Origin of the sequence: Nostoc sp. (assembly GCF_036917375.1) — a bacterium.
Taxonomy (GTDB): Bacteria; Cyanobacteriota; Cyanobacteriia; order Cyanobacteriales; family Nostocaceae; genus Nostoc.
The window spans coordinates 1-21,312 of sequence record NZ_JBALDN010000002.1; the positions used below are offsets into that span (position 1 = coordinate 1).

The 21,312-nt window shown below is 43.4% G+C and carries 18 protein-coding genes; 11 read left to right on the forward strand and 7 right to left on the reverse strand.

The genetic code is table 11. The features are described 5' to 3' along the window. Nucleotides 1-232: 232 nt before the first annotated feature. The 4 genes from V7K45_RS00715 to V7K45_RS00730 all read right to left on the reverse strand — a co-directional run bounded on the left by V7K45_RS00715 (nt 233) and on the right by V7K45_RS00730 (nt 3,703). Nucleotides 233-583: a DUF1257 domain-containing protein gene (locus tag V7K45_RS00715; protein ID WP_094350625.1), complete on the reverse strand. Its 351-nt coding sequence runs from the start codon at nt 581-583 to the stop codon at nt 233-235. A 141-nt stretch (nt 584-724) separates the two neighbouring features. Then, nucleotides 725-2,236 carry a stress-responsive protein Ycf46 gene (gene ycf46 / locus V7K45_RS00720; RefSeq protein WP_194043329.1) on the reverse strand — a complete coding sequence of 504 codons (1,512 nt, stop codon included), beginning with the start codon at nt 2,234-2,236 and terminating at the stop codon, nt 725-727. Between the two features lie 78 nt (nt 2,237-2,314). Then, complete coding sequence (locus V7K45_RS00725) at nt 2,315-2,668, reverse strand: hypothetical protein (protein WP_334999424.1); 354 nt, start codon at nt 2,666-2,668, stop codon at nt 2,315-2,317. A gap of 246 nt (nt 2,669-2,914) precedes the next feature. Continuing rightward, nucleotides 2,915-3,703 carry an FHA domain-containing protein gene (locus V7K45_RS00730; RefSeq protein ID WP_334999426.1) on the reverse strand — a complete coding sequence of 263 codons (789 nt, stop codon included), beginning with the start codon at nt 3,701-3,703 and terminating at the stop codon, nt 2,915-2,917. Between the two features lie 268 nt (nt 3,704-3,971). Here V7K45_RS00730 and V7K45_RS00735 point away from each other — a divergent pair, with 268 nt between their 5' ends. From V7K45_RS00735 to V7K45_RS00750, 4 genes are all read left to right on the forward strand, one after another. After that, the gene (locus tag V7K45_RS00735; RefSeq protein ID WP_334999428.1) at nt 3,972-4,502 is read left to right on the forward strand and encodes a hypothetical protein; all 531 of its coding nucleotides are present in this window, start codon (nt 3,972-3,974) and stop codon (nt 4,500-4,502) included. A 208-nt stretch (nt 4,503-4,710) separates the two neighbouring features. Continuing rightward, a complete protein-coding gene (locus V7K45_RS00740; protein WP_334999430.1) occupies nt 4,711-5,865 on the forward strand; it encodes an NAD-dependent epimerase/dehydratase family protein in 1,155 nt (384 codons plus the stop codon). Nucleotides 5,866-6,100: 235 nt separating this feature from the next. Next, nucleotides 6,101-7,231 carry a glycosyltransferase family 4 protein gene (locus V7K45_RS00745; RefSeq protein ID WP_334999432.1) on the forward strand — a complete coding sequence of 377 codons (1,131 nt, stop codon included), beginning with the start codon at nt 6,101-6,103 and terminating at the stop codon, nt 7,229-7,231. Nucleotides 7,232-7,431: 200 nt separating this feature from the next. Next, nucleotides 7,432-10,032 (forward strand): GAF domain-containing protein, encoded by a 2,601-nt coding sequence (locus V7K45_RS00750; protein WP_334999434.1) that lies wholly within the window; start codon nt 7,432-7,434, stop codon nt 10,030-10,032. A gap of 51 nt (nt 10,033-10,083) precedes the next feature. Here V7K45_RS00750 and V7K45_RS00755 read toward each other — a convergent pair whose 3' ends face one another. Further along, nucleotides 10,084-10,359: a DUF7219 family protein gene (locus tag V7K45_RS00755; RefSeq protein WP_334999436.1), complete on the reverse strand. Its 276-nt coding sequence runs from the start codon at nt 10,357-10,359 to the stop codon at nt 10,084-10,086. Between the two features lie 638 nt (nt 10,360-10,997). On the opposite strand from V7K45_RS00755, the gene purC reads away from it, so the two are divergent. The 7 genes from purC (at nt 10,998) to V7K45_RS00790 (ending at nt 19,882) form a co-directional block, all read left to right on the forward strand. Continuing rightward, on the forward strand, nt 10,998-11,735 hold the full coding sequence (gene purC, locus V7K45_RS00760) for a phosphoribosylaminoimidazolesuccinocarboxamide synthase (RefSeq protein ID WP_334999438.1): 738 nt from the start codon (nt 10,998-11,000) through the stop codon (nt 11,733-11,735). A 176-nt stretch (nt 11,736-11,911) separates the two neighbouring features. Continuing rightward, nucleotides 11,912-14,455, forward strand: a complete 2,544-nt coding sequence (locus tag V7K45_RS00765; protein ID WP_334999440.1) for a BamA/TamA family outer membrane protein — start codon at nt 11,912-11,914, stop codon at nt 14,453-14,455. 227 nt (nt 14,456-14,682) lie between these two features. Continuing rightward, the gene (gene lpxC, locus V7K45_RS00770) at nt 14,683-15,531 is read left to right on the forward strand and encodes a UDP-3-O-acyl-N-acetylglucosamine deacetylase (RefSeq protein ID WP_334999442.1); all 849 of its coding nucleotides are present in this window, start codon (nt 14,683-14,685) and stop codon (nt 15,529-15,531) included. 99 nt (nt 15,532-15,630) lie between these two features. Beyond that, entirely contained in the window at nt 15,631-16,161 is a 531-nt protein-coding gene (gene fabZ / locus V7K45_RS00775; RefSeq protein WP_334999444.1) for a 3-hydroxyacyl-ACP dehydratase FabZ, read from the forward strand. Between the two features lie 311 nt (nt 16,162-16,472). Continuing rightward, on the forward strand, nt 16,473-17,291 hold the full coding sequence (gene lpxA, locus V7K45_RS00780) for an acyl-ACP--UDP-N-acetylglucosamine O-acyltransferase (protein ID WP_322671486.1): 819 nt from the start codon (nt 16,473-16,475) through the stop codon (nt 17,289-17,291). Nucleotides 17,292-17,442: 151 nt separating this feature from the next. Next, the gene (lpxB, locus tag V7K45_RS00785; protein WP_334999447.1) at nt 17,443-18,624 is read left to right on the forward strand and encodes a lipid-A-disaccharide synthase; all 1,182 of its coding nucleotides are present in this window, start codon (nt 17,443-17,445) and stop codon (nt 18,622-18,624) included. 1 nt (nt 18,625) lies between these two features. Then, nucleotides 18,626-19,882: a DNA cytosine methyltransferase gene (locus V7K45_RS00790; protein WP_334999449.1), complete on the forward strand. Its 1,257-nt coding sequence runs from the start codon at nt 18,626-18,628 to the stop codon at nt 19,880-19,882. A 31-nt stretch (nt 19,883-19,913) separates the two neighbouring features. Here the strand turns inward: V7K45_RS00790 and V7K45_RS00795 are convergent, their stop codons facing one another. Beyond that, nucleotides 19,914-20,879 (reverse strand): aldo/keto reductase, encoded by a 966-nt coding sequence (locus tag V7K45_RS00795; RefSeq protein WP_334999451.1) that lies wholly within the window; start codon nt 20,877-20,879, stop codon nt 19,914-19,916. 148 nt (nt 20,880-21,027) lie between these two features. Then, nucleotides 21,028-21,261 carry a hypothetical protein gene (locus tag V7K45_RS00800; RefSeq protein WP_334999453.1) on the reverse strand — a complete coding sequence of 78 codons (234 nt, stop codon included), beginning with the start codon at nt 21,259-21,261 and terminating at the stop codon, nt 21,028-21,030. Nucleotides 21,262-21,312 lie beyond the last annotated feature (51 nt).

Consider the following 21,312-nt stretch of genomic DNA (forward strand, 5'->3'; position numbering starts at 1 on the left):
TCTCGATTTGGAATGGACGACTCATAACAAAATTACTAAATGCACCCATCTATAAGTTTGACGTAGTTTGGCGCATCTTCATACAGAATTGGTATTACTTATTTTAAATTAGTATTGACTAGACTCATTAAAAATCGGGACTGAGAAATACATCTCAGTCCCGATAAAAAAGCGGGCTAACCGCTATTTATATGGTTAACCCGTGCAGCTTTGGGAACGCGCAGAGAAATTGTTATTGCAATACCAACTTCACATTGGCGTTTTGCAGACCGCGCTGTTTCACTTCAGCCAAAGTTTTGTTAACGGCATACTTTTGGTTGATTGAGTTGATCAACTCGGTTTGGTTGTGCTTCTTAGCAACGCCCCACAAGTCAGCGATTAGGTCAAAAGAACCATCGCCATTGCGAGACCAGCCGAGGTCATATTCGCCTTCCAACACGGCAACGATGTCAGAACGGACACGCTGACCGTTATAACCACGGACATCAGCTTCAGTCTTTACGCTGATACCGAGGTCGCGCAAGGAAGCCTTGAGGATTTCGGCATCGGTGATTTTGGTACGCAGGGTGCTAAAGTGAGACATTTGGGTTTCCTCCAATGAGAAGATTGAGAAAAACGACAACGGTTTGTTTTGGGCGAAGCCGCGCTTAACAGGATGCGGCTTTTCTTATAACTGCTAGCATTTTCAGCTAGCCTTTCCCCCTGGGATGGCAGAGGAAAGCTTTTAAAACTCCATTCGCTGATATTCAGCTACGGAGGATGCTGCGGGGCGTGCGCGCTGTCTGGCCCAATCTCTCAGAGCCGTTACTTGTTCTTGCATCGTTCGAGACAGCGGCAATGTTGCCTTCAGTGCAGCAATAATATCTAGTTGGGTGAACTCCCGATCTTGGGCAAAAGCTTCATACATCGCCGCAACGATCGCTTGTTCAACTTCTGCCCCAGAAAAGCCATCAGACATCTTGGCTAATTGCTCAAGATCGAATCGAGAGATGTCTTCACGGCGTTTGGTCAGATGAATATTGAAAATATCTTGCCGTTCTTCCGGTGTTGGCAGATCGACAAAGAAAATTTCATCAAAGCGTCCTTTCCTCAAGAACTCGCCAGGTAAACGTTCTACTCGGTTGGCGGTTGCCATCACGAACACTGGTGATTTCTTATCTTGCATCCATGTGAGGAAAGAGCCGAAGATTCTACTTGAAGTCCCTCCATCAGAATCAGATGAACCTCCACTACCAGCAAAGGATTTATCTAATTCATCGATAAACAAAATCGCTGGGGAAATAGATTCTGCTGTTTTCAGGGCGTTTCGCAGATTTGCCTCACTTCGTCCCACCATTGAGCCGTCGTAGACTCGCCCCATATCTAACCGCAACAGTGGTAAACCCCACAGTCGGGAAGTAGTTTTGGCAATTAATGACTTACCGCAACCGGGAACTCCTAAGATTAACATCCCCTTTGGTTGAGGCAAACCATACTCTCTCGCTCTTTCTGTGAAAGCGTTAGAGCGTTGCTTGAGCCATCTTTTTAACTCTTCTAAGCCACCTACAGCATCAATAGTTTCATCTTCTTCAATGTATTCTAAGATGCCATTGCGCCGAATTAGTTGCTTTTTCTCAGATAAAACGATGTCTACTTCATCTTCCGTCAAACGCTCTTTAGTTACCTGTGCCTTACGGTAGACTTTCTCCGCTTCATCTTTAGTTAAACCCAAAGCAGCTCTGAGAAGTTTTTCTCTGGCTTCTGTTGTCAGGCGCCGACCACGATTTTGCTCTATATGGTGAGTTAAGACTTTATTCAACTCAGCCATATCTGGCAATGTAAAGTCGAGAACCACAACTTCTTTTTCCAGTTCTATAGGTACTTGTTGCATCGGAGACATCAAAACGATGTTCTTTTGCATACCTTTGAAACTAGCGATCGCATCACGCAACGATCGGTTAGTTGCAGGCGCATCTATAAAGGGGTGTAAATCTTTAAGAATAAATATACTTGGTTCTTTCTGCCGGATGATCCACTCAATCGCCGCCTCTGGAGATACGGTATTATGTTGGGTGACATTCCGGGGTTGACCATACTCAACAATCCCGTGTGTTACTGTCCAAACAAATACTCGACGCTGGGGCTTTAATAACTGGGCGATTGTGGAAATTGCTTGCTCGGCCCGCTCTTCCTCGGAGGTCACAAGGTAGATTAAAGGGTATTGAGCTTGAATTAGGATTTTGAGCTCTTCGTTCATACTTCGACCTACTTGAGACCTTATAGAGACAGTAGAGACATTGCTTCTGGTAAAGACAACCGAATCATGAATATCTATTTAGCAAGGAACTAACTCTTCCTCACCCTTGGGATTGGTTTCATCTTCATCCATCTCATTAAGAGAAAGATGATCTTGACCAACCACTCCTGGTTGATTGCCTAAAGTAACCAGTTCCCCATCACGTAAGACTAGTGAGCTATCACAAGTTGGGCATGAATAAACTCTATGAGTCCGCCCATAAGTAGAATCTTCTAACTCGTCAACTAACTCTTGATTAGATAGGTAAAAACCAAGGGCACGTTCGGCAAGTTCTGACATTGGCTCGGAATCAACTGCTGAACGAATCTTCAGTTTTCTGTGCAACTCTGGCGATAAATACAAAGTGACCTTTTGCTTAGTTTGCGTTTGCATATAACTCTTTAACGGTCTTACCCGGGTATGTATATCAAGTTATCGGTTCTTTTATTGGTTGTCAAGACAGCAAAACGTTTTAACGCCACTTTTGTTACATTTGTTTACATTTGAGGCTGAAATGCTGTTTATTGAGTGATAAATCGCTGACTACAAACCTTTCAGAATTAATCAGGACTTGCCCACTCAAAATTTGAAAGCTCAATGGTAATTAGCGATCACTAATTAATGATTGCCTAAGTTGGCTTATTTTTTAACTATTTGGAGCGTCAACGGATTAAAGTTGAACACCTTTCCGGTTGTAAACAACTGATATCCACAAGAGATGCCAGCGAATGACACCAGCACAGAAAAAAGGGACACAGAGCCGATTACAACACCACTGGCGATGAATAGAGCAATTCCTATTCCAATCAATACCCATCCTAGTTTCTGATTATCGCGCCCACCCCAATTTAGAGCTACTACACCTCCCATACACAGCAAAATTCCAGGTGTGCTGCGTAAGTAGACGCTCACATAAATACTTGTACTTAAAAATGTAACGCCTGCGAGGATTAGTCCTAAGCCAATGAGCTTGCTGGCAAGGATTACTTGTTCCTCTTCTTTACCGATGGTAGGCGCTGTAATTTTTGTAGGCGCGCAGTTTGGCAGAGAATTTTTTGTGGCAGATGCAGAGTGCTGCTGCACCCTAAACATGAAGGTTATTTTGTCTCCTTGCCCAAGGGAAATTCTATCTCCTGGATGCAGTGGACAAAAAACTTGAGGTTGAAGTTTCACACCGTTAATGTATGTGCCATTAGAACTGCCCAAATCAGTGATATGGTATTCATCCCCATTCACCCAAATTTGTGCGTGGATGCGAGATGCTACATCCGAATCTGGTAAGCCAGAAACATCAATATCTGGTGGTTTTTGGTCGTTTGGCTTACCGATGCAAATTACAGAACGATTTGGTGTAAATTGCAAAGATGTATTGGTTTGGAAGTGGAAAAGCTCCAAAGTTACCTCGGTTGTCTGAAATGCACTGTGCATAAATTGTGCGATCAAGCACTTTTTATAAGCTTCTCTACTGAGAACTCAAAAGAGAATGGTAAATATCCTGAATATTATTGAATTTTTAATGAGCGCTCTTTCAGTGCAAGGTGTGGAGCAAGTGTTAAAAAAGATTTAGGTAATGAATAGCTCCCAAAAGGAGAGACTAATGCCAAGGGAGAACAAAGTACTGTGACACCTGCTTCTCAGAGGTTTTCAGCCTACCATTCTTATAAAATCAGTGAGTTTGGCAAAATGTGTAATTTAAATGGCTACTGCTAATAAAATCTGTAGTTTGGGGCGAAGAATTTATCGGTTTACCGCCAGCGTTAGCGGAGCTATTGCCCTGTTGATAATTTTGTGGGGTTGTACTGTAAATGATTTTAACGCCGGAGCGATCGCTTGGAAAACTTATCGCAACTCCCGTTATGGCTTTGAATTTCCATATCCGAGTAACTGGACTTCTTTAGCAGCCTCAGAAAATGGTGATGGCATTGCGTTTATTTCACCACAAAATAACTCAGTGGAAATTCGAGGGTGGGCAAGTCAGCAGCTACCGAATTCGATTCTTACAAACCAAGAGTCAGAGAAAAAGCTCAAACCCAACTTTCAAACCGCACAAGGAGTATCTGGAGTGCTGGTTGTAGAAGTCGATCGACGAGGAGGTTCAATGACACTGACATTAACTCAGAGTCAAGTAAAATACTATTGGCAAGGACGAAGCAAGAGCCAAGATTTTCAAGATTACTATCGTTTGTTTTATTACATTGCCCAGCAGTATCGGATTTCAAAGTCTTGAAAGATAGGCATTGGGGCATGGAGGAGATGAGGGAGCAGGGGAGGCAGGGGAAGAATAACTATTGATTATTGACCAATTCCCAATGCCCCATGCCCAATGCCCCATGCCCAATGCCCAATGCCCAAAATCTACATCTTTCCCAGAATGATGATTGAGAGGGTACAGAAACCTGATAGATTTAGCTATCAGCGAGTAAAAACTGGTGAAGATGAAAGTCCTGGTTATTGGTGGTGATGGATATTGCGGTTGGGCAACTGCTCTTTACCTTTCCAATCGAGGTTATGAAGTTGGAATTTTAGATAGTTTGGTGCGGCGGCATTGGGATAATGAACTTGGTGTCGAAACTCTCACTCCGATCGCACTAATTCAACAACGTCTCCAGCGCTGGCAAGATTTGACGGGTAAATCGATCGACTTGTTCATCGGCGATATTACGAATTACGAGTTTCTCCATAAAACATTACAGCAATTTCAGCCAAATGCTCTGGTGCATTTTGGCGAACAGCGTTCGGCCCCATTTTCCATGATTGACCGAGAACATGCAGTTGTTACCCAGGTCAATAATGTAGTTGGGACGTTGAACTTGCTGTACGCCATGCGGGAAGATTTCCCCGACTGTCATTTGGTGAAGCTGGGGACGATGGGCGAATACGGTACACCCAACATCGACATCGAAGAAGGGTATATCACCATTGAACACAATGGACGCAAGGATACCCTACCTTATCCCAAGCAACCCGGTTCGATGTACCATTTAAGCAAAGTCCATGATAGTCATAACATCCACTTTGCTTGCCGGATTTGGGGATTGCGGGCAACGGATTTAAATCAAGGTGTAGTTTACGGCGTCTTAACCGAAGAAACGGGGATGGACGAACTATTGATTAATCGGCTGGATTACGATGGTGTGTTTGGTACTGCACTGAACCGCTTTTGTATTCAAGCAGCGATTGGACATCCGTTAACTGTCTACGGTAAAGGTGGACAAACTCGCGGATTTTTGGATATTCGGGATACAGTCAGATGTGTGGAATTAGCGATCGCTAACCCTGCCGAAGCTGGTGAATTCCGCGTATTTAACCAATTTACCGAACAATTCAGCGTTGGTGATTTGGCATTGATGGTAAAAAAAGCTGGTAACGCTATGGGATTGAAGGTAGAAATCAATCATTTAGATAATCCCAGAGTTGAAAAAGAAGAACATTACTTCAACGCTAAAAACACCAAATTGCTCGATTTAGGTTTACAGCCTCACTTGCTCTCTGATTCTCTCCTCGATTCTCTGTTAAACTTTGCTATCAAGTATCAGACGCGAGTCGATCGCAAACAAATTCTGCCTAAAGTCTCTTGGCACAGAAATTAAGATAAGCCCCAGTAAATCGTGGGTCTAAAATTGGTCGTCGTATTCTAGCACAATATGACGACCAATCAGTTATTATTTATCAGGCGTATCGTCCAGCTACTACTAATATTTGCCGTTTACTACAGTTATTTTGACTGTGCAGAATTGATTACAACACGCGAGACAGTTTACTCTGTGTTTAATAGCAAAATGCACTCTTAAGCTGAGATTATCTGCCTGGACTGAATAGTTTTTTATGAGAATTGCCCTATTTACCGAAACCTTTTTACCCAAGGTTGACGGCATTGTAACGCGCCTGCGCCATACTGTTGACCATCTACAGCGCAGTGGTAATCAAGTGCTAGTGATTGCCCCTGATGGAGGCATCACAGAACACAAAGGCGCTAAAGTTTACGGCGTTACTGGCTTTCCTCTGCCATTGTATCCAGAATTGAAAATGGCACTTCCCCGCCCAGCCATTGGTTACGCTTTAGAAGAGTTTAAGCCAGATATTATTCATGTCGTAAATCCAGCAGTTTTAGGTTTATCTGGCATATTTTATAGCAAAATCCTCAAAATACCCTTAGTAGCGTCTTATCACACGCATTTACCCCAATATCTCCAGCATTACGGCTTGGGGATGCTGGAAGGTTTTCTTTGGGAACTGCTCAAAGGCGCTCATAATCAAGCAGCTTTGAATCTGTGTACTTCCACAGCAATGATTGAGGAATTAACAGCGCATGGTATTGAACGTGTAGATTTATGGCAACGTGGAGTGGATACGGAATTATTTCACCCCGATTTAGCTAGTGTAGAGATGCGATCGCGCCTATCAAAAAATCATCCAGAAAGCCCATTACTACTTTACGTAGGGCGTCTTTCTGCTGAAAAAGAAATTGAGCGCATCAAACCAATTTTAGAAGCCATTCCTGAAGCGCGGTTAGCATTGGTTGGAGATGGCCCCCACCGTCAAGCATTGCAAAAACACTTTGCTGGCACAAATACTTATTTTGTTGGGTATCTCATGGGGCAAGAGTTAGGTTCTGCCTTTGCAAGTGCGGATGCCTTTATCTTTCCTTCTCGTACAGAAACACTAGGTTTAGTATTACTAGAAGCGATGGCAGCTGGTTGTCCAGTGGTAGCAGCCCGTTCTGGGGGAATTCCCGATATTGTCACAGATGGGATAAATGGATATCTTTTTGAGCCAACAGCAGATATTCAAGGAGCATTAACTGCTACTGTTCGCCTCTTAGAACAAAAACAACAACGAGATATCATCCGTAAAAACGCTCGTCAGGAAGCAGAAAGTTGGGGTTGGGCAGCTGCTACTAAGCAGCTCCAAGATTACTATCAAAAGGTGATATTTTCTGAACATTTGGCAAAATAGGAGGCAGAGGGAGCAGGGGAGCAGGGGAGAAGTAGCAGTAAGCTTTTCCCCTCTGCCTCTTCTGCCCCATGCCCTATGCCCCATGCCCTATACCCAAAATCTAAAATTCCCATGACCGAAACAGACTCATGATACAAGCCCATTTATTTTTGGGGATTATTAATTTTGAATTTTGAATTTTTAATTCGGAGCGAAGCGACGTGACACTCCCCAATCCTGGCAGCGTCTTGGCTACATTAACTGAACTAAACCAAGTTAATCGTACTCATGCCTTACTGCGTCGCGTCAAAGACTTATCTGTTAATGAATTTGTTTGCTTACTCGATTTCATAACTGCTGAATTCCAGCAATTTCTTAGAGCTATTGAACTGATCAATAATGAAGCTCTAGAAACTATGTTGGAGAAAGTGCTAGAAGCTATCACACTCAAAATTGGTCAAATTCTGCAAGCAGAACATACAGCTATTTTTTTAGTTGACTATGACAAAGGTCAACTGTGGTCAAAAGTTCCTCAAGATAATACCCAAAAATTCTTAGAAATTCGTACCCCCATTACAGTGGGTATTCCCGGTCATGTTGCCAGTACAGGGCAATATCTAAATATATCTGAAACTTATACTCACCCCTTATTTAGCCCAGAACTTGAAAAACAAATGGGCTACAAAATTCATAATATTTTATGTATGCCCGTTATCAGTAGCAAAAATCAGACTGTAGCGGTAGTCCAACTGGCTAATAAAACCGGGAATGTTCCGTTTAATCATGATGATGAAGAACGTTTTCGAGACTTTGCCGCTTCGATTGGTATTATCCTGGAAAGCTGCCAATCTTTTTATGTAGCGGCTCGCAATCAACGAGGTGCAACGGCTTTGTTACGGGCAACTCAGACGCTGGGGCAAAGTCTGGATTTAGAAGCAACTTTGCAGATAGTCATGGAGCAAGCTCGAATTTTAATGCAAGCAGACCGCAGCACATTGTTTTTATATCGGAAAGAGATGAGTGAACTCTGGACGAAAGTTGCAGCGGCAGCAGATGGCACAAACTTGATAGAAATTCGCATTCCCGCTAACCGTGGCATTGCTGGCTATGTGGCTTCTACTGGTGAAGCATTAAATATTTCCGATGCCTACAAAGACCCCCGTTTTGACCCGGCTACAGATAGAAAAACTGGGTATGTAACTCGTAATATCCTCTGTTTGCCAGTATTCAATTCGGCAAATGAATTGATTGGCGTTACGCAATTAATTAATAAACAACAAGGCAGTTTTACTGCTTCTGATGAAGAGTTTATGCGGGCTTTTAATAATCAGGCAGGAATTGCCTTAGAAAATGCTCGTCTGTTTGAAAATGTGCTGTTAGAAAAACAGTATCAAAAAGATATTTTGCAAAGTCTGTCAGATGCCGTGATTTCTACAGATATGGCAGGACAGATTGTCACAATTAATGATGCAGCACTGGAGTTACTGGGTTGTCCGATAAAAGATGCTGATAGCAAGAACAACAAGCTTTTGTGGGAACAAAACTTGATTGGTCGCCTTGTGTGGGAAGTTGTGCCGATTGAAAATCTGCAAATGCGGCTGGAAGATAGTTTAAAAACTGGAGCTAAACATTATGTACCAGAACAAAGTTTGATAGTGGGACTTTATCAAGTAGTGAGTGCTGTTAGCGATAGCGGGGCGTTTAGCCCGTGCCGAGTACTGCCTGAAACTCAGCACTCAATTTTAGCAGTTCGCGATCGCACCAACCCCGATATTTTTATTCCCTGGAATCAACCTCTGGCTCCCCAATCGGAGTTTCTCACCTCTGATGAGGTACAAACATTAGAGCGCAGTATCAATCTTACTGTTAATCCTCTGACTAACCCAGAAGGTGGTGTACGAGGTGGTTTGGTGGTGTTGGAAGATATCAGTCAGGAAAAACGGATGAAAACTACCATGTCCCGCTATCTGACGCCTCATGTAGCTGAACAAGTGATGGCTCTGGGGGAAGATGCTTTAATGGTAGGCGAACGGAAGGAAGTAACTATCTTGTTTTCTGATATCCGGGGCTACACAACACTTACGGAAAATCTCGGTGCAGCTGAAGTGGTATTGCTGCTCAATCAATATTTTGAAACGATGGTGGAGGCGGTTTTTAACCACGAAGGCACTCTCGATAAATTTATTGGTGATGCCTTAATGGCAGTATTTGGTGCGCCGCTACCATTGACAGAAAATCATGCTTGGAGGGCTGTACAGTCAGCGTTAGATATGAGACGCCGCTTAGAGGAATTTAACCAACGGCGAATTATCCAGGCGCAACCGCAAATTCGTATTGGCATTGGGATTAGTTCTGGGGATGTGGTTTCGGGTAATATTGGTTCCCGCAAACGGATGGATTACACCGTTATTGGAGATGGTGTAAATTTAAGTTCGCGTTTGGAAGCGGTAACTAAAGATTACGGTTGTGATATTATTTTGAGTGAATTTACTTACCAATTGTGCAGCGATCGCATTTGGGTGCGTCAATTAGATAAAATCCGAGTCAAAGGGAAACACCAGGCAGTTAATATCTACGAGTTAATTGGCGATCGCAACACTCCCCTAGATGCCAATACTCAAGAGTTTTTATTTCATTATCATACTGGACGCGATGCTTATTTATCGCGCAACTTCTCACAAGCGATCGCTTGTTTTGAAGCCGCTAAATCCATCCAACCCCAAGACCAAGCTGTTGATATCCACCTAGAGCGTGCGCGTAATTACCAACAAACGCCGCCTCCAGAGTCCTGGGATGGTATTTGGACAATGCTTACTAAGTAGTCTGTCATTTGTCATTGGTCATTTCTCAATGCCTCGTATCTCATTCCCCATTCAATCTTTAGCCTCTCCCTGGTCATCTTGAAACGGAGCTTCGCCAATTCCTAGCTCTTTTTTTGAGCGTTTCAACTGTTTCCACAGTTCCTTTATTTGTTCGTAAGCTGCATCTGGAGGCACTTTTCCACCTGTTTCTAAGTTGCAAATGTAACTTACGCGTTGAGCAAATTCCTGTAGATTTGCATTAAAAACCAAGTTTTCTGGCTTTACCTGACCGTAGTAGCGACCACGAGGGAACAGAAAATCATCTTTGTTCACTATTTTTTTCTCCATTTATTCAATTCACCTTGTGTTTGGGTTTCTGAAGCTGAATCACTAGCTAACCTCATCTTCTTTTGTCAAACTGGGGGAAATTAAATCATCCAACTCCTTTTTCAATTGGTGATGTAGAAATTGGTTGATTTAGGTTTTGATACTAGAGGATAAAGCTTAAAATACTTTGTGTTGTAAATATTACAAAAAAAGTTTGCATTAACTTCCTAGAGAAAATTTTTGATTTTCCTCCCGCTTGTCAATTTCTCTCATCTTAATTTATGAAGTTCAAACTGTAATTAGCTTTGCTCAAAACATTGAGGTATAAATTATTATTACATATCAGTATGTACTAGTAACTTTATTTTCTTAAAAAAAATTACATTTTTAATAGTAAAACTACTTAGGTAAACATACTATATACAAAAACTAATTGTCCTCTATTAAAAGTTAGAGATTTAGTTCTAAATCTTTGGCAACTGGCTATTAAGCAGCGATCCAGAAGAGAAAATTGGTCTGGGTATTAGTTATTACTTATTTTAACTTGCCTCTGCTTCCTCTTAAATAATCACCAATGGCTAATAGTTAATAACTAAAGATAAAATGGTTAAGCCTCAAAGGACGACTTTTGTCCATCGCCTAAAACACTACCTGCCACCATGTCTGTTAATTCCAAATTATACGAAGGCAAAGCAAAAATTCTTTATACAACGGACGATCCAGAAGTCTTGTTGGCTGATTTTAAAGATGATGCCACGGCGTTTAACGCCCAAAAGCGTGGCAACATCGAAGGGAAAGGAAAAATTAATTGTAGCATTTCCAGCCAGCTTTTTAAACAGTTGGAAGCTTATGGTATAAAGACTCACTTTATCGACAGCCCTGCCCCGAATCAAATGCGGGTGAGGGCAGTAAAGATTTTACCCTTAGAAGTGGTGATCAGAAATATTGCTGCTGGCAGTTTGTGTCAGCAAACAGGTTTACCAGTGGGTACAATTCTGAAACAGCCTTTGGTTGAGTTTTATTATAAAAACGATCAGTTAGGAGATCCTTTGTTGACACGCGATCGCCTGTACCTGCTAGAACTAGCGACTGCGGAACAAGTAGACGCAATTACACATCTAGCATTGCAAATCAATGAATTTCTCAATAACTTTTGGCAGCGGTGTGGCATTACCCTAGTAGACTTCAAACTAGAGTTTGGTTTGGATTCACAACAGCAGTTGCTCTTGGCAGATGAAATTAGCCCCGACACCTGTCGTTTATGGGATACCGCAGAAAATGACTCAAACCGCCGGGTAATGGACAAAGATCGCTTTCGCCGAGACTTAGGAAATGTAGAAGATGCCTACCAGGAGGTTTTACAAAGAGTGCTAAAAGCAGTAGAAACTATAAGTTAACCAGGTAAAAACCAAAAGGTCAGAAGGAATTATATTTAACTTTTGCCTTTTGCCTTTTGCCTTGTAAAGTAAAAAAGCAAAAGAAAAAAATTATGTTTTGAAATTTTACCTTTGGCATAAGGGCATTATTGCCTTGTGATGGTGTGTGTGTGGTCGTGAAAAGGAATATAAGTAAAATGCGTTTATCTCCCGTATTGCTGGCAGCAGTAGCAATTGCAGCCCCATTGGGTGGCTCATTGAGTGCAAATGCAGAAACCGCCAACAGTTCAAAACAGACAACAGAAGTTTTGACACTAGAAACAAATCAGCAGCCAGAAAAGGACACTGGTCAGGTTAACTCTAGTAAAAGTTTAGAATCTCAACCTAAATCCACAAGAGTTATAGAGGTGGAGCGTCCCCAATCCCGCGTCGTCGCAATTTACCCTGCCAATCCAGCAGCGATCGCAACCCCAAAGGTAATTGTGCCAACCTCCACAACGCCGACAACTGCACAAAGCCCTGAAATCAATCCCAGCCCTACTCAACAGCCGTCTCCGGCTCCAGACATTCCACCGCCAGAAATTCAACAACCAACGCCTTCCCCAACTCCTGAGACCACTCCAGTCCCAGAAAATGTCAATCCACCGACAACGGAACCTTTATTACCCACAACTCCAGAACCATCAACCGCTCCAGATATTCCCCCCCCAGCTAGTCAACCAAGAACACCTGCGCCATTCCCAGGCGCTACTCCTAGTCCGCAGAATGTAAATCCACCGACAACTCCGGGCAATACTCCATTCCCAGGCGCTACTCCCAGTCCGCAGAATGTTAACCCACCGACAACTCCGGGCAATACTCAACCCAACACAGCCCCAGAAGCCAACGATCCCCGCGTATTGGTATCGGAAGTAGTAGTTAGATCCCAGACTGGACAACTATCGCCAGAACTGGAAAGCCAAGTTTACAGAGTAATTCGTACCCAACCAGGACAAACAACCACCCGCAGCCAACTGCAAGAAGATATTAACGCCATCTTTGGTACTGGCTTCTTCTCCAACGTCCAAGCAGCGCCAGAAGATACCCCCTTGGGAGTGCGAGTTAGCTTTGTTGTCCAGCCTAATCCCGTCCTCAGTAAAGTAGAAGTGCAAGCCAATCCTGGCACTGGTGTCCCTTCTGTACTCCCAGCTAACACTGTGGATGAAGTCTTTCGGGAGCAGTATGGCAAAATTCTCAATTTGCGTGACTTGCAAGAAGGCATCAAGCAGTTAAACAAGCGGTATCAAGACAAAGGTTACGTCCTAGCTAACGTGATTGGAGCGCCACAAGTCTCTGAAAGCGGAGTTGTTACTTTACAAGTAGCAGAAGGGGTAGTAGAAAACATTAGAGTCCGGTTCCGCAACAAAGATGGTCAAGAAACAGACGAGAAAGGACAACCAATTCGCGGACGGACACAGGAGTACATCATTACCCGAGAAGTGGAGTTGAAGCCAGGACAAGTATTTAATCGCAACACAGTGCAAAAAGACCTACAGCGCGTGTATGGACTGGGACTGTTTGAAGATGTGAATGTGTCCCTTGACCCTGGTACTGACCCTAGCAAGGTAGATGTAGTAGTGAATGTAGCTGAACGCAGCAGCGGTTCTATTGCGGCTGGGGCAGGGATTAGTTCTGCTAGCGGACTTTTTGGAACAGTTAGCTATCAACAGCAAAACCTGAACGGTAGGAACCAAAAACTGGGGACAGAAATACAGGTAGGAGAACGGGAACTGCTGTTTGACGTGCGGTTTACCGACCCCTGGATCGCAGGAGATCCTTACCGGACTTCCTACACAACCAATATTTTCCGTCGCAGTTCTATTTCGTTGATTTTCGATGGTCAAGATCAAGATATTAGGACGTTTGATCCGGGTAATCCCACCGATGTAGATTCTCAGGATCGCCCCCGGATTCTCCGTCTAGGTGGTGGTGTCACCTTTACTCGTCCCTTGTCTGCCAATCCTTATAAAACTTCTGTCTGGACTGCCTCAGCAGGTTTACAGTATCAACGAGTTTCCGCCCGTGATGCTGATGGCAATCTGAGAAAAACAGGAGCGGTATTTGATGATAATACTGGAAACCGCCTCAGTGATGAAATTCCATTGACTCTCTCTAGCGGCGGCCAAGACGATTTACTACTGTTTCAAGTAGGGGCACAGCGCGATCTCCGTAATAACCCCCTGCAACCCACTAGTGGTTCTTATCTCCGCTTTGGAGTCGATCAGTCAGTCCCTGTGGGGCTAGGCAACATCTTCCTCACCAGATTCCGGGGTAGCTACAGCCAATATTTACCCATTAAGCTGATTAGCCTCAGCAAAGGGGCACAAACCTTAGCATTTAACCTGCAAGCAGGAACCATCATTGGAGACTTACCTCCCTACGAAGCTTTTACCCTTGGGGGTAGCAACTCCGTCCGTGGTTATGAAGAAGGAGCATTAGGTAGTGGACGCTCTTATGTGCAAGCATCAGTTGAGTATCGGTTTCCAGTTTTTTCAGTAGTTAGCGGCGCACTATTTTTTGATCTCGGCAGTGACTTGGGAACTAGTACTAGGGCTGCTGAAGTGTTGAACAAAAATGGCAGTGGCTATGGTTATGGCCTTGGCGTTCGCGTCCAATCTCCACTGGGGCCGATTCGGATTGACTACGGTATCAACGATGATGGTGATAGCCGGATTAATTTCGGTATTGGCGAAAGATTTTAATTAGTCATTTGTCATTGGTCACTTGTACTGAGCGTAGTCGAAGTATTGGTCATTAATGAATCACAAAGGACTAATGACAATTCTCTTTCTAAATTAGCTTGCTAATTGTTACATTTACCTCAATACTGTTCCGATAAAGGGATTAATGACATTTTTCAGGGATTATCAGGGATTTTACCAAAACAGATGATGAACAATACTAAAGGAAATATATTGACTTTTCGGCTATGCGACAGCACACTCTAGCAGCCCAAATCACCCAAATAGGGGTGGGACTGCATAGCGGTGTGAATACCCAGGTGCGGATATTACCAGCCGAGGCGGGAAGTGGACGCTACTTTGTGCGGGTGGATTTACCGGATTTGCCAATAATTCCAGCCCAAGTTGCAGCAGTTAGTCACACTGTTCTCTCAACTCAGTTGGGTAAGGGTGAGGTATATGTTCGCACGGTAGAGCATTTATTGGCAGCACTTTCGAGTATGGGTGTGGATAATGCCCGGATTGAAATTGATGGCCCAGAAGTCCCACTTTTAGATGGTTCAGCAAGTGTGTGGACAGCCAATATTGACCAAGTTGGCTTAGTCTCACAACCCGCTAACAACCAAGTTCCCTTAGCTATTACAGAACCAATATGGGTCTATCAAGGGGATGCCTTTGTATCTGCCCTTCCAGCACCAGAAACCCGCTTTAGTTACGGTATTGATTTTGACCTGCCCGCTATTGGTAATCAATGGCATAGTTGGTCGCTAACCGCTGAACTAGAAAACGCTTCTGCTAGCTTTGCTGCGGAAATTGCTCCTGCGCGTACTTTTGGGTTACTACATCAAATTGAACACTTACAAAAAACAGGGTTAATTAAAGGTGGCAGTTTGGATAATGCACTCGTTTGTGGCCCAGAAGGCTGGCTAAATCCACCGTTGAGATTTGCAAATGAGCCAGTCCGTCATAAAATCTTGGATTTAGTAGGAGATTTGAGTTTACTAGGAACTTTTCCTCGTGCTCATTTTTTAGCGTATAAAGCCAGTCATAATTTACACATTCAACTGGCTCAAAGAATTTTAGATTTGGGATTTTAAATTTTGGATTAGAACTAAAGCTTAAAATCCAGGATTATTAAGGCTTTGGATATACGCCTGCCTACTCAACTTTTAGATAAAAAATCAACTACACGGCCAATGTCAATCCTCACTGAAGTGAATACCATCGATACGACTACACCTACATCTACCGAACCACAGGGTATAAATGAGATTACAATCAGCTCTGAGATTAAAACAACTTTCACATCTGAAGAAATTCAGAAATTGCTACCCCATCGCTACCCATTTTTACTTGTAGACAAAATCATTGACTACGTGCCAGGTAAAAAAGCTATTGGGGTTAAAAATGTCACTATTAATGAACCCCATTTTCAAGGACATTTCCCTGAACGTCCACTGATGCCAGGGGTGCTAATTGTTGAAGCAATGGCACAAGTTGGAGGCATTGTCCTAACTCAAATGTCTTCGGTAGAAGGTGGGCTGTTCGTCTTCGCTGGTATCGATAAAGTTCGCTTTCGTCGCCAGGTCGTGCCGGGGGATCAACTAGTCATGACGGTGGAACTGTTATGGGTAAAACAACGTCGTTTCGGTAAGATGCAAGGTCGTGCCGAAGTTGATGGTCAACTTGCTTGTGAAGGAGAATTAATGTTTTCTTTAGTTAGCTAAAAGTTTGCTTTCGTGGTATGGGTATAGCCGTGAAATGCCCCTACTGAATCCTGTTTCAGGATAACAGTAAAAAAATCCACAACAGCATCTGAATAATTTCTTGATTTTCGCCGCCTTCTCTACGAGACGCACTCACAAACACACTTAACTTGCTTTGACCGACACTTTCGTTCACTGAAATATTTCACGCTCAACAACGCCAGTCGCCTCAATGGGGCGGTAGTCGATATAACTCTTTTAACCAGAGTAACGCGCTGCCTCAGAAACCCCGCCTGGCGCTGGATTATTAAGACAGTTCTGGAGATTCACCCTTGAAAACGCTAATTCATCCAACTGCTGTAATTCATCCGAAATCGGAACTCCACCATACAGTGCAAGTCGGTGCCTATGCTGTGATTGGAGCGCATGTCAAAGTGGGCCCTGAAACAATAATCGGCGCTCATGCAGTGCTAGAGGGGCCTTGTGAAATTGGGGCGCAAAATCAGATTTTTACAGGTGCAGCCATCGGCATGGAACCCCAGGATCTGAAGTTTGTAGGAGAACCAACCTGGGTCAAAATTGGTGATAACAACTTGATTCGTGAGTACGTTACCATTAACCGCGCTACCGGTGCTGGTGAAGCGACGGTAATTGGTGACGGTAATCTGTTGATGGCTTATGTCCATGTGGCTCACAACTGCGTCATTGAAGACCAAGTAGTGATTGCTAACTCTGTGGCGTTGGCTGGTCATGTCCATATAGAGTCACGCGCTAGGCTAAGTGGGGTTTTAGGTGTCCACCAATTTGTGCATATTGGTAGACAAGCAATGGTGGGAGGTATGGCACGTATCGATCGGGATGTGGCCCCATATATGCTGGTGGAGGGAAATCCAGCACGCGTGCGAACTCTCAATCTTGTCGGACTCAAACGGTCTGGTATGGACTCAGCAGATTTGCTTTTGCTGAAAAAAGCCTTCCGCATTCTCTACCGTTCTGATTTGTCTTTTAAGGATGCTTTGGAACAGTTGGAATTGTTAGGGGATAGCGAAGAATTGCAGCATCTGCGGCGCTTCCTTCTACTTTCTCAGATGCCTGGAAGACGTGGCTTGATTCCCAGTAAAGGGAAAAAAGGCGCAAGTGATGAATCGTGAGTTAGGAGTTAGGAGTTAGGAATTATGAGTTATGAGTTGATAAATTAAATTTTTAACTCTTTACTCCTCATTCCTAACTTTTAACTGCTAACTCCTGTACAGACGCTATTAATCGCGTCTATAACAGCTAACTCCTAACTTTAATTATCAAATGCGGATATTTATCAGCACTGGCGAAGTATCTGGCGATTTACAAGGATCGCTACTAATTTCAGCGCTGAAGCGTCAAGCTGCGGCGATTGGGTTGGAATTAGAGATTGTGGCGCTGGGTGGCGAAAAAATGGTAGAGGCTGGGGCAACTCTGTTGGGAAATACCAGTAGTATTGGCTCAATGGGTATTCTAGAAGGGCTGCCTTATATTTTACCGACTCTTCAGGTGCAACGTCAGGCGATCGCTTCCTTAAAGCAAAATCCACCTGACTTGGTAGTGCTGATCGATTATATGACTCCCAATCTGGAAATTGGGACTTATATGAAACAACATCTGCCAGATGTGCCTGTGGTCTATTATATTGCTCCGCAAGAGTGGGCTTGGTCAATAAGTTTGCGTAGAACTAACCGAATTATTGGTTTTACAGATAAGCTGTTGGCAATCTTTCCGCAAGAAGCCCGTTACTTTCGGGAGAAAGGCGCAAAAGTTAGTTGGGTGGGACATCCTTTAGTTGACCGAATGCAAGATGCTCCTAGTAGGGAAGCAGCTCGTGCAACATTAGGGATTGCACCAGAAGAAATTGCGATCGCACTTCTCCCTGCCTCTCGCCGCCAAGAACTAAAATATCTTTTACCAGTAATTTTTCAAGCTGCCCAAACTATTCAAGCGAAATTACCTGAAGTTCGTTTTTGGATTCCACTGTCGCTGGAAGTTTATAGACAGCCAATTGAAGAGGCTATTAAGCGTTACGGTTTACGGGCGACAGTTCTATCAAGTCAACAAAAGGAAGTTTTTGCTGCTACTGATTTAGCTATTAGCAAATCTGGTACTGTCAATCTAGAACTCGCTCTGTTAAATGTGCCACAAGTTGTAGTTTATCGCCTCAGCCGTCTGACTGCGTGGATCGCTCGGAAAATTCTCAAAGGTTCAATAACCTTCGCATCGCCACCTAATTTAGTTGTGATGAGGTCGATTGTGCCAGAATTTTTACAAGAGCAGGCCACAGCAGAAAATATTACCCAAGCAGCGATGGAACTGCTACTCAATCCCAGTCGCAGAGAGCAAACTTTGCTAGATTATGAAGAAATGCGGCAAAGTTTAGGAGAAGTTGGGGTTTGCGATCGCGCTGCTCAAGAAATTTTGCAAATGCGACCAAATATATTGAGGTGTCATGGCTTATGAGATGAAAAAACAAAGAGCGATCGCAGTTGACTTATTCGCTGGTGCGGGCGGTATGACTCTTGGCTTTGAGCAAGCTGGTTTTGATGTGCTGGCGTCTGTGGAAATCGACCCGATCCATTGTGCAACACATGAGTTTAACTTCCCTTATTGCTCAGTGTTATGCAAAAGTGTTGTGGATACAACCGGGGAAGAAATTAGGAATCGGTCTGAAATTGGCGATCGCGAAATTGATGTGGTAATTTGTGGCTCACCATGTCAAGGATTTTCCCTAATTGGTAAACGGGCTGTTGACGATCCCCGAAACTCTTTGGTGTTTCACTTTCATCGACTGGTTATTGAACTAAAACCGAAATTCTTTGTGATGGAAAATGTTCGGGGGATAACGGTTGGCGAACATAAACAAATACTCCAAACATTAATTAGCGATTTTAGAATTCACGGTTATCAAGTAGAAGAAAATTATAAAATTCTCAACGCTGCAAATTACGGAGTACCACAGTCCCGTGAGAGATTATTTCTCATAGGTGCAAGGGAGGATGTAGAGTTATCGAAATATCCTCAGCCTATTACTAAACAAGCTTTAACAAATAATTTAAATTTAAAAAAAATATCTGATATTCCATTGAGTCCTACAGTATGGGATGCAATTGGAGATTTACCTGAAATAGAAAAATATCCAGAGTTACTAATAAGAGATTGGGTCGTTGCAGACTATGGAAAGCCTAGTAACTATGCTCTTATACTTCGCGGTATCAAATACTTAGATAATGATTATTCTTACAAACGAGAATATGATTTGCGAATACTTTCTTCAAGTTTAAGAACCAAACATTCTGCGGAAACTGTTCAACGTTTTCAGGAGACTCAACAAGGCGAAAGAGAAAAAATTAGTCGTTTTCATAAGCTACATCCTGGTGGTGTCTGTAATACTTTAAGAGCCGGAACGGATAAGTATAGAGGTTCCTTCACATCTCCAAGACCGATTCATCCATCTACGCCGCGCTGTATCACCGTCAGGGAAGCGGCGAGATTGCATTCTTACCCCGATTGGTTTAGATTTCATGTAACCAAATGGCACGGATTTCGACAAGTTGGTAACTCTGTACCACCGTTATTAGCAAAGGCTGTGGCGTCAGAAATTATTCGCAGTTTGAATATTTCGCCTTTGAAGCCGAGTTTGGGATACAAGTTGCCAGAGGAGAAGCTATTACAATTTAATATGTCGCAAGCGGGACAATATTATCAGCGGGACTGGTAAGAATACACTTTGTAATATGTGCAAGGTTAGGCTAAGTCCAAGCACGGAAGAATGTACTATCTTCCCAGACATTAGCAGCCCGCCCTGCGATCGCTGTCAATTCTGGTTCCTTCAGGGGTACAAAAGCCCGCGCTATCTTGACATTATTTTCTAATTGTGGAACTGTCTGTGCTGCGATCGCGCAACAATGAACCCCAGACTGAGACAGTGTGTAACCTAAAGCTTCCTCCATACCTGTCAATGCACCTGATTTAAACAGCCGACCATAAGCCAGGACTTTCATTGCAATCACACCGACATTTTTTTCTTGAGCAACTGGTAGAACCACTGGAATAAATGGACGTGGGTGGTGTTTGTCGGCAGCATTTACAGGAATCAGTGTAGTGTGAAAAGGATAGCGACGTAACCCTTCAGCAATTACTTGAGGGTCGTGATGTCCAGTGATCCCAGCAAAACGCACCAATTTTTGTTCTATGGCTTCTTCTAAAGCTTTAATTGCACCAGATGGACTAAAGATGGTGTCGAGTTCTTCCGAAAAAGAAACGTGATGCAACTGCCACAAATCGAGATAATCTGTATTGAGACGTTTAAGCGATCGCTCCAATTCTCGCCATGCACCATCCCGATCTCTTTGATCGGTCTTGCTTGCTAGAAACAGCTTTGAGCGATGGGGTGGTAGTACTTTGCCTAAATAATCTTCACTCGGCCCATAACTAGCTGCTGTATCAAAGTAGCGAATGCCAAGTTCTAGCGCTCTTTGAACAATCGCTGTCGCATCACCCTCTTTTCCTTCGCCGCCGGATAGTGGTATTTGTCCTGATCCAAACCCGAAGATAGGCAAATTTACTTTCGTGCGTCCTAGTACTCGTTCCGGGATAGTTGCTGGCGGTGTTACAGTGTTGGTAGTATTTTGCTCAAAAGCATTAGTTGCCACAATACCTCCAGTTACAGCAATGCTAGTAATTAGGAAATTACGCCGCGTTTTTCCTTCTGTCATGATTGGCTTCGGGGGCGAAATTACTTTTATTATAAAATTTTAGCTATAGATAATTAATCTCAGAAAGCAAAATTACTGATAGTTCAGGAACACAACGAAAGCGTCGATCGTTGGTTAAAAAAGTAGAGCATTGAGTCATAAATAGCATCTAGAATTCCCATGCATCTCGTTCTTGGCGAATAAACTTATCCACTTCTTCTGGTGTAGCAAAACTGCCTTTAGAAGAACCGATAAAGCTAGTTAGGGGCTTTTCAGAATGCTTTGGGGGTGACTCCAGAAGTACTATCACCTCTACAGTTGCACCTGCTGGAAGTTCTGGAGAAGAGATTTCTACTAAACCACCAGGTTTGACGATCGCCTGTTGCCTGAGTCCATTAAGCATGATAATTTATCCTTATTAGCGTCGGAATATCGCACTCCTTTTTCTGGTTTA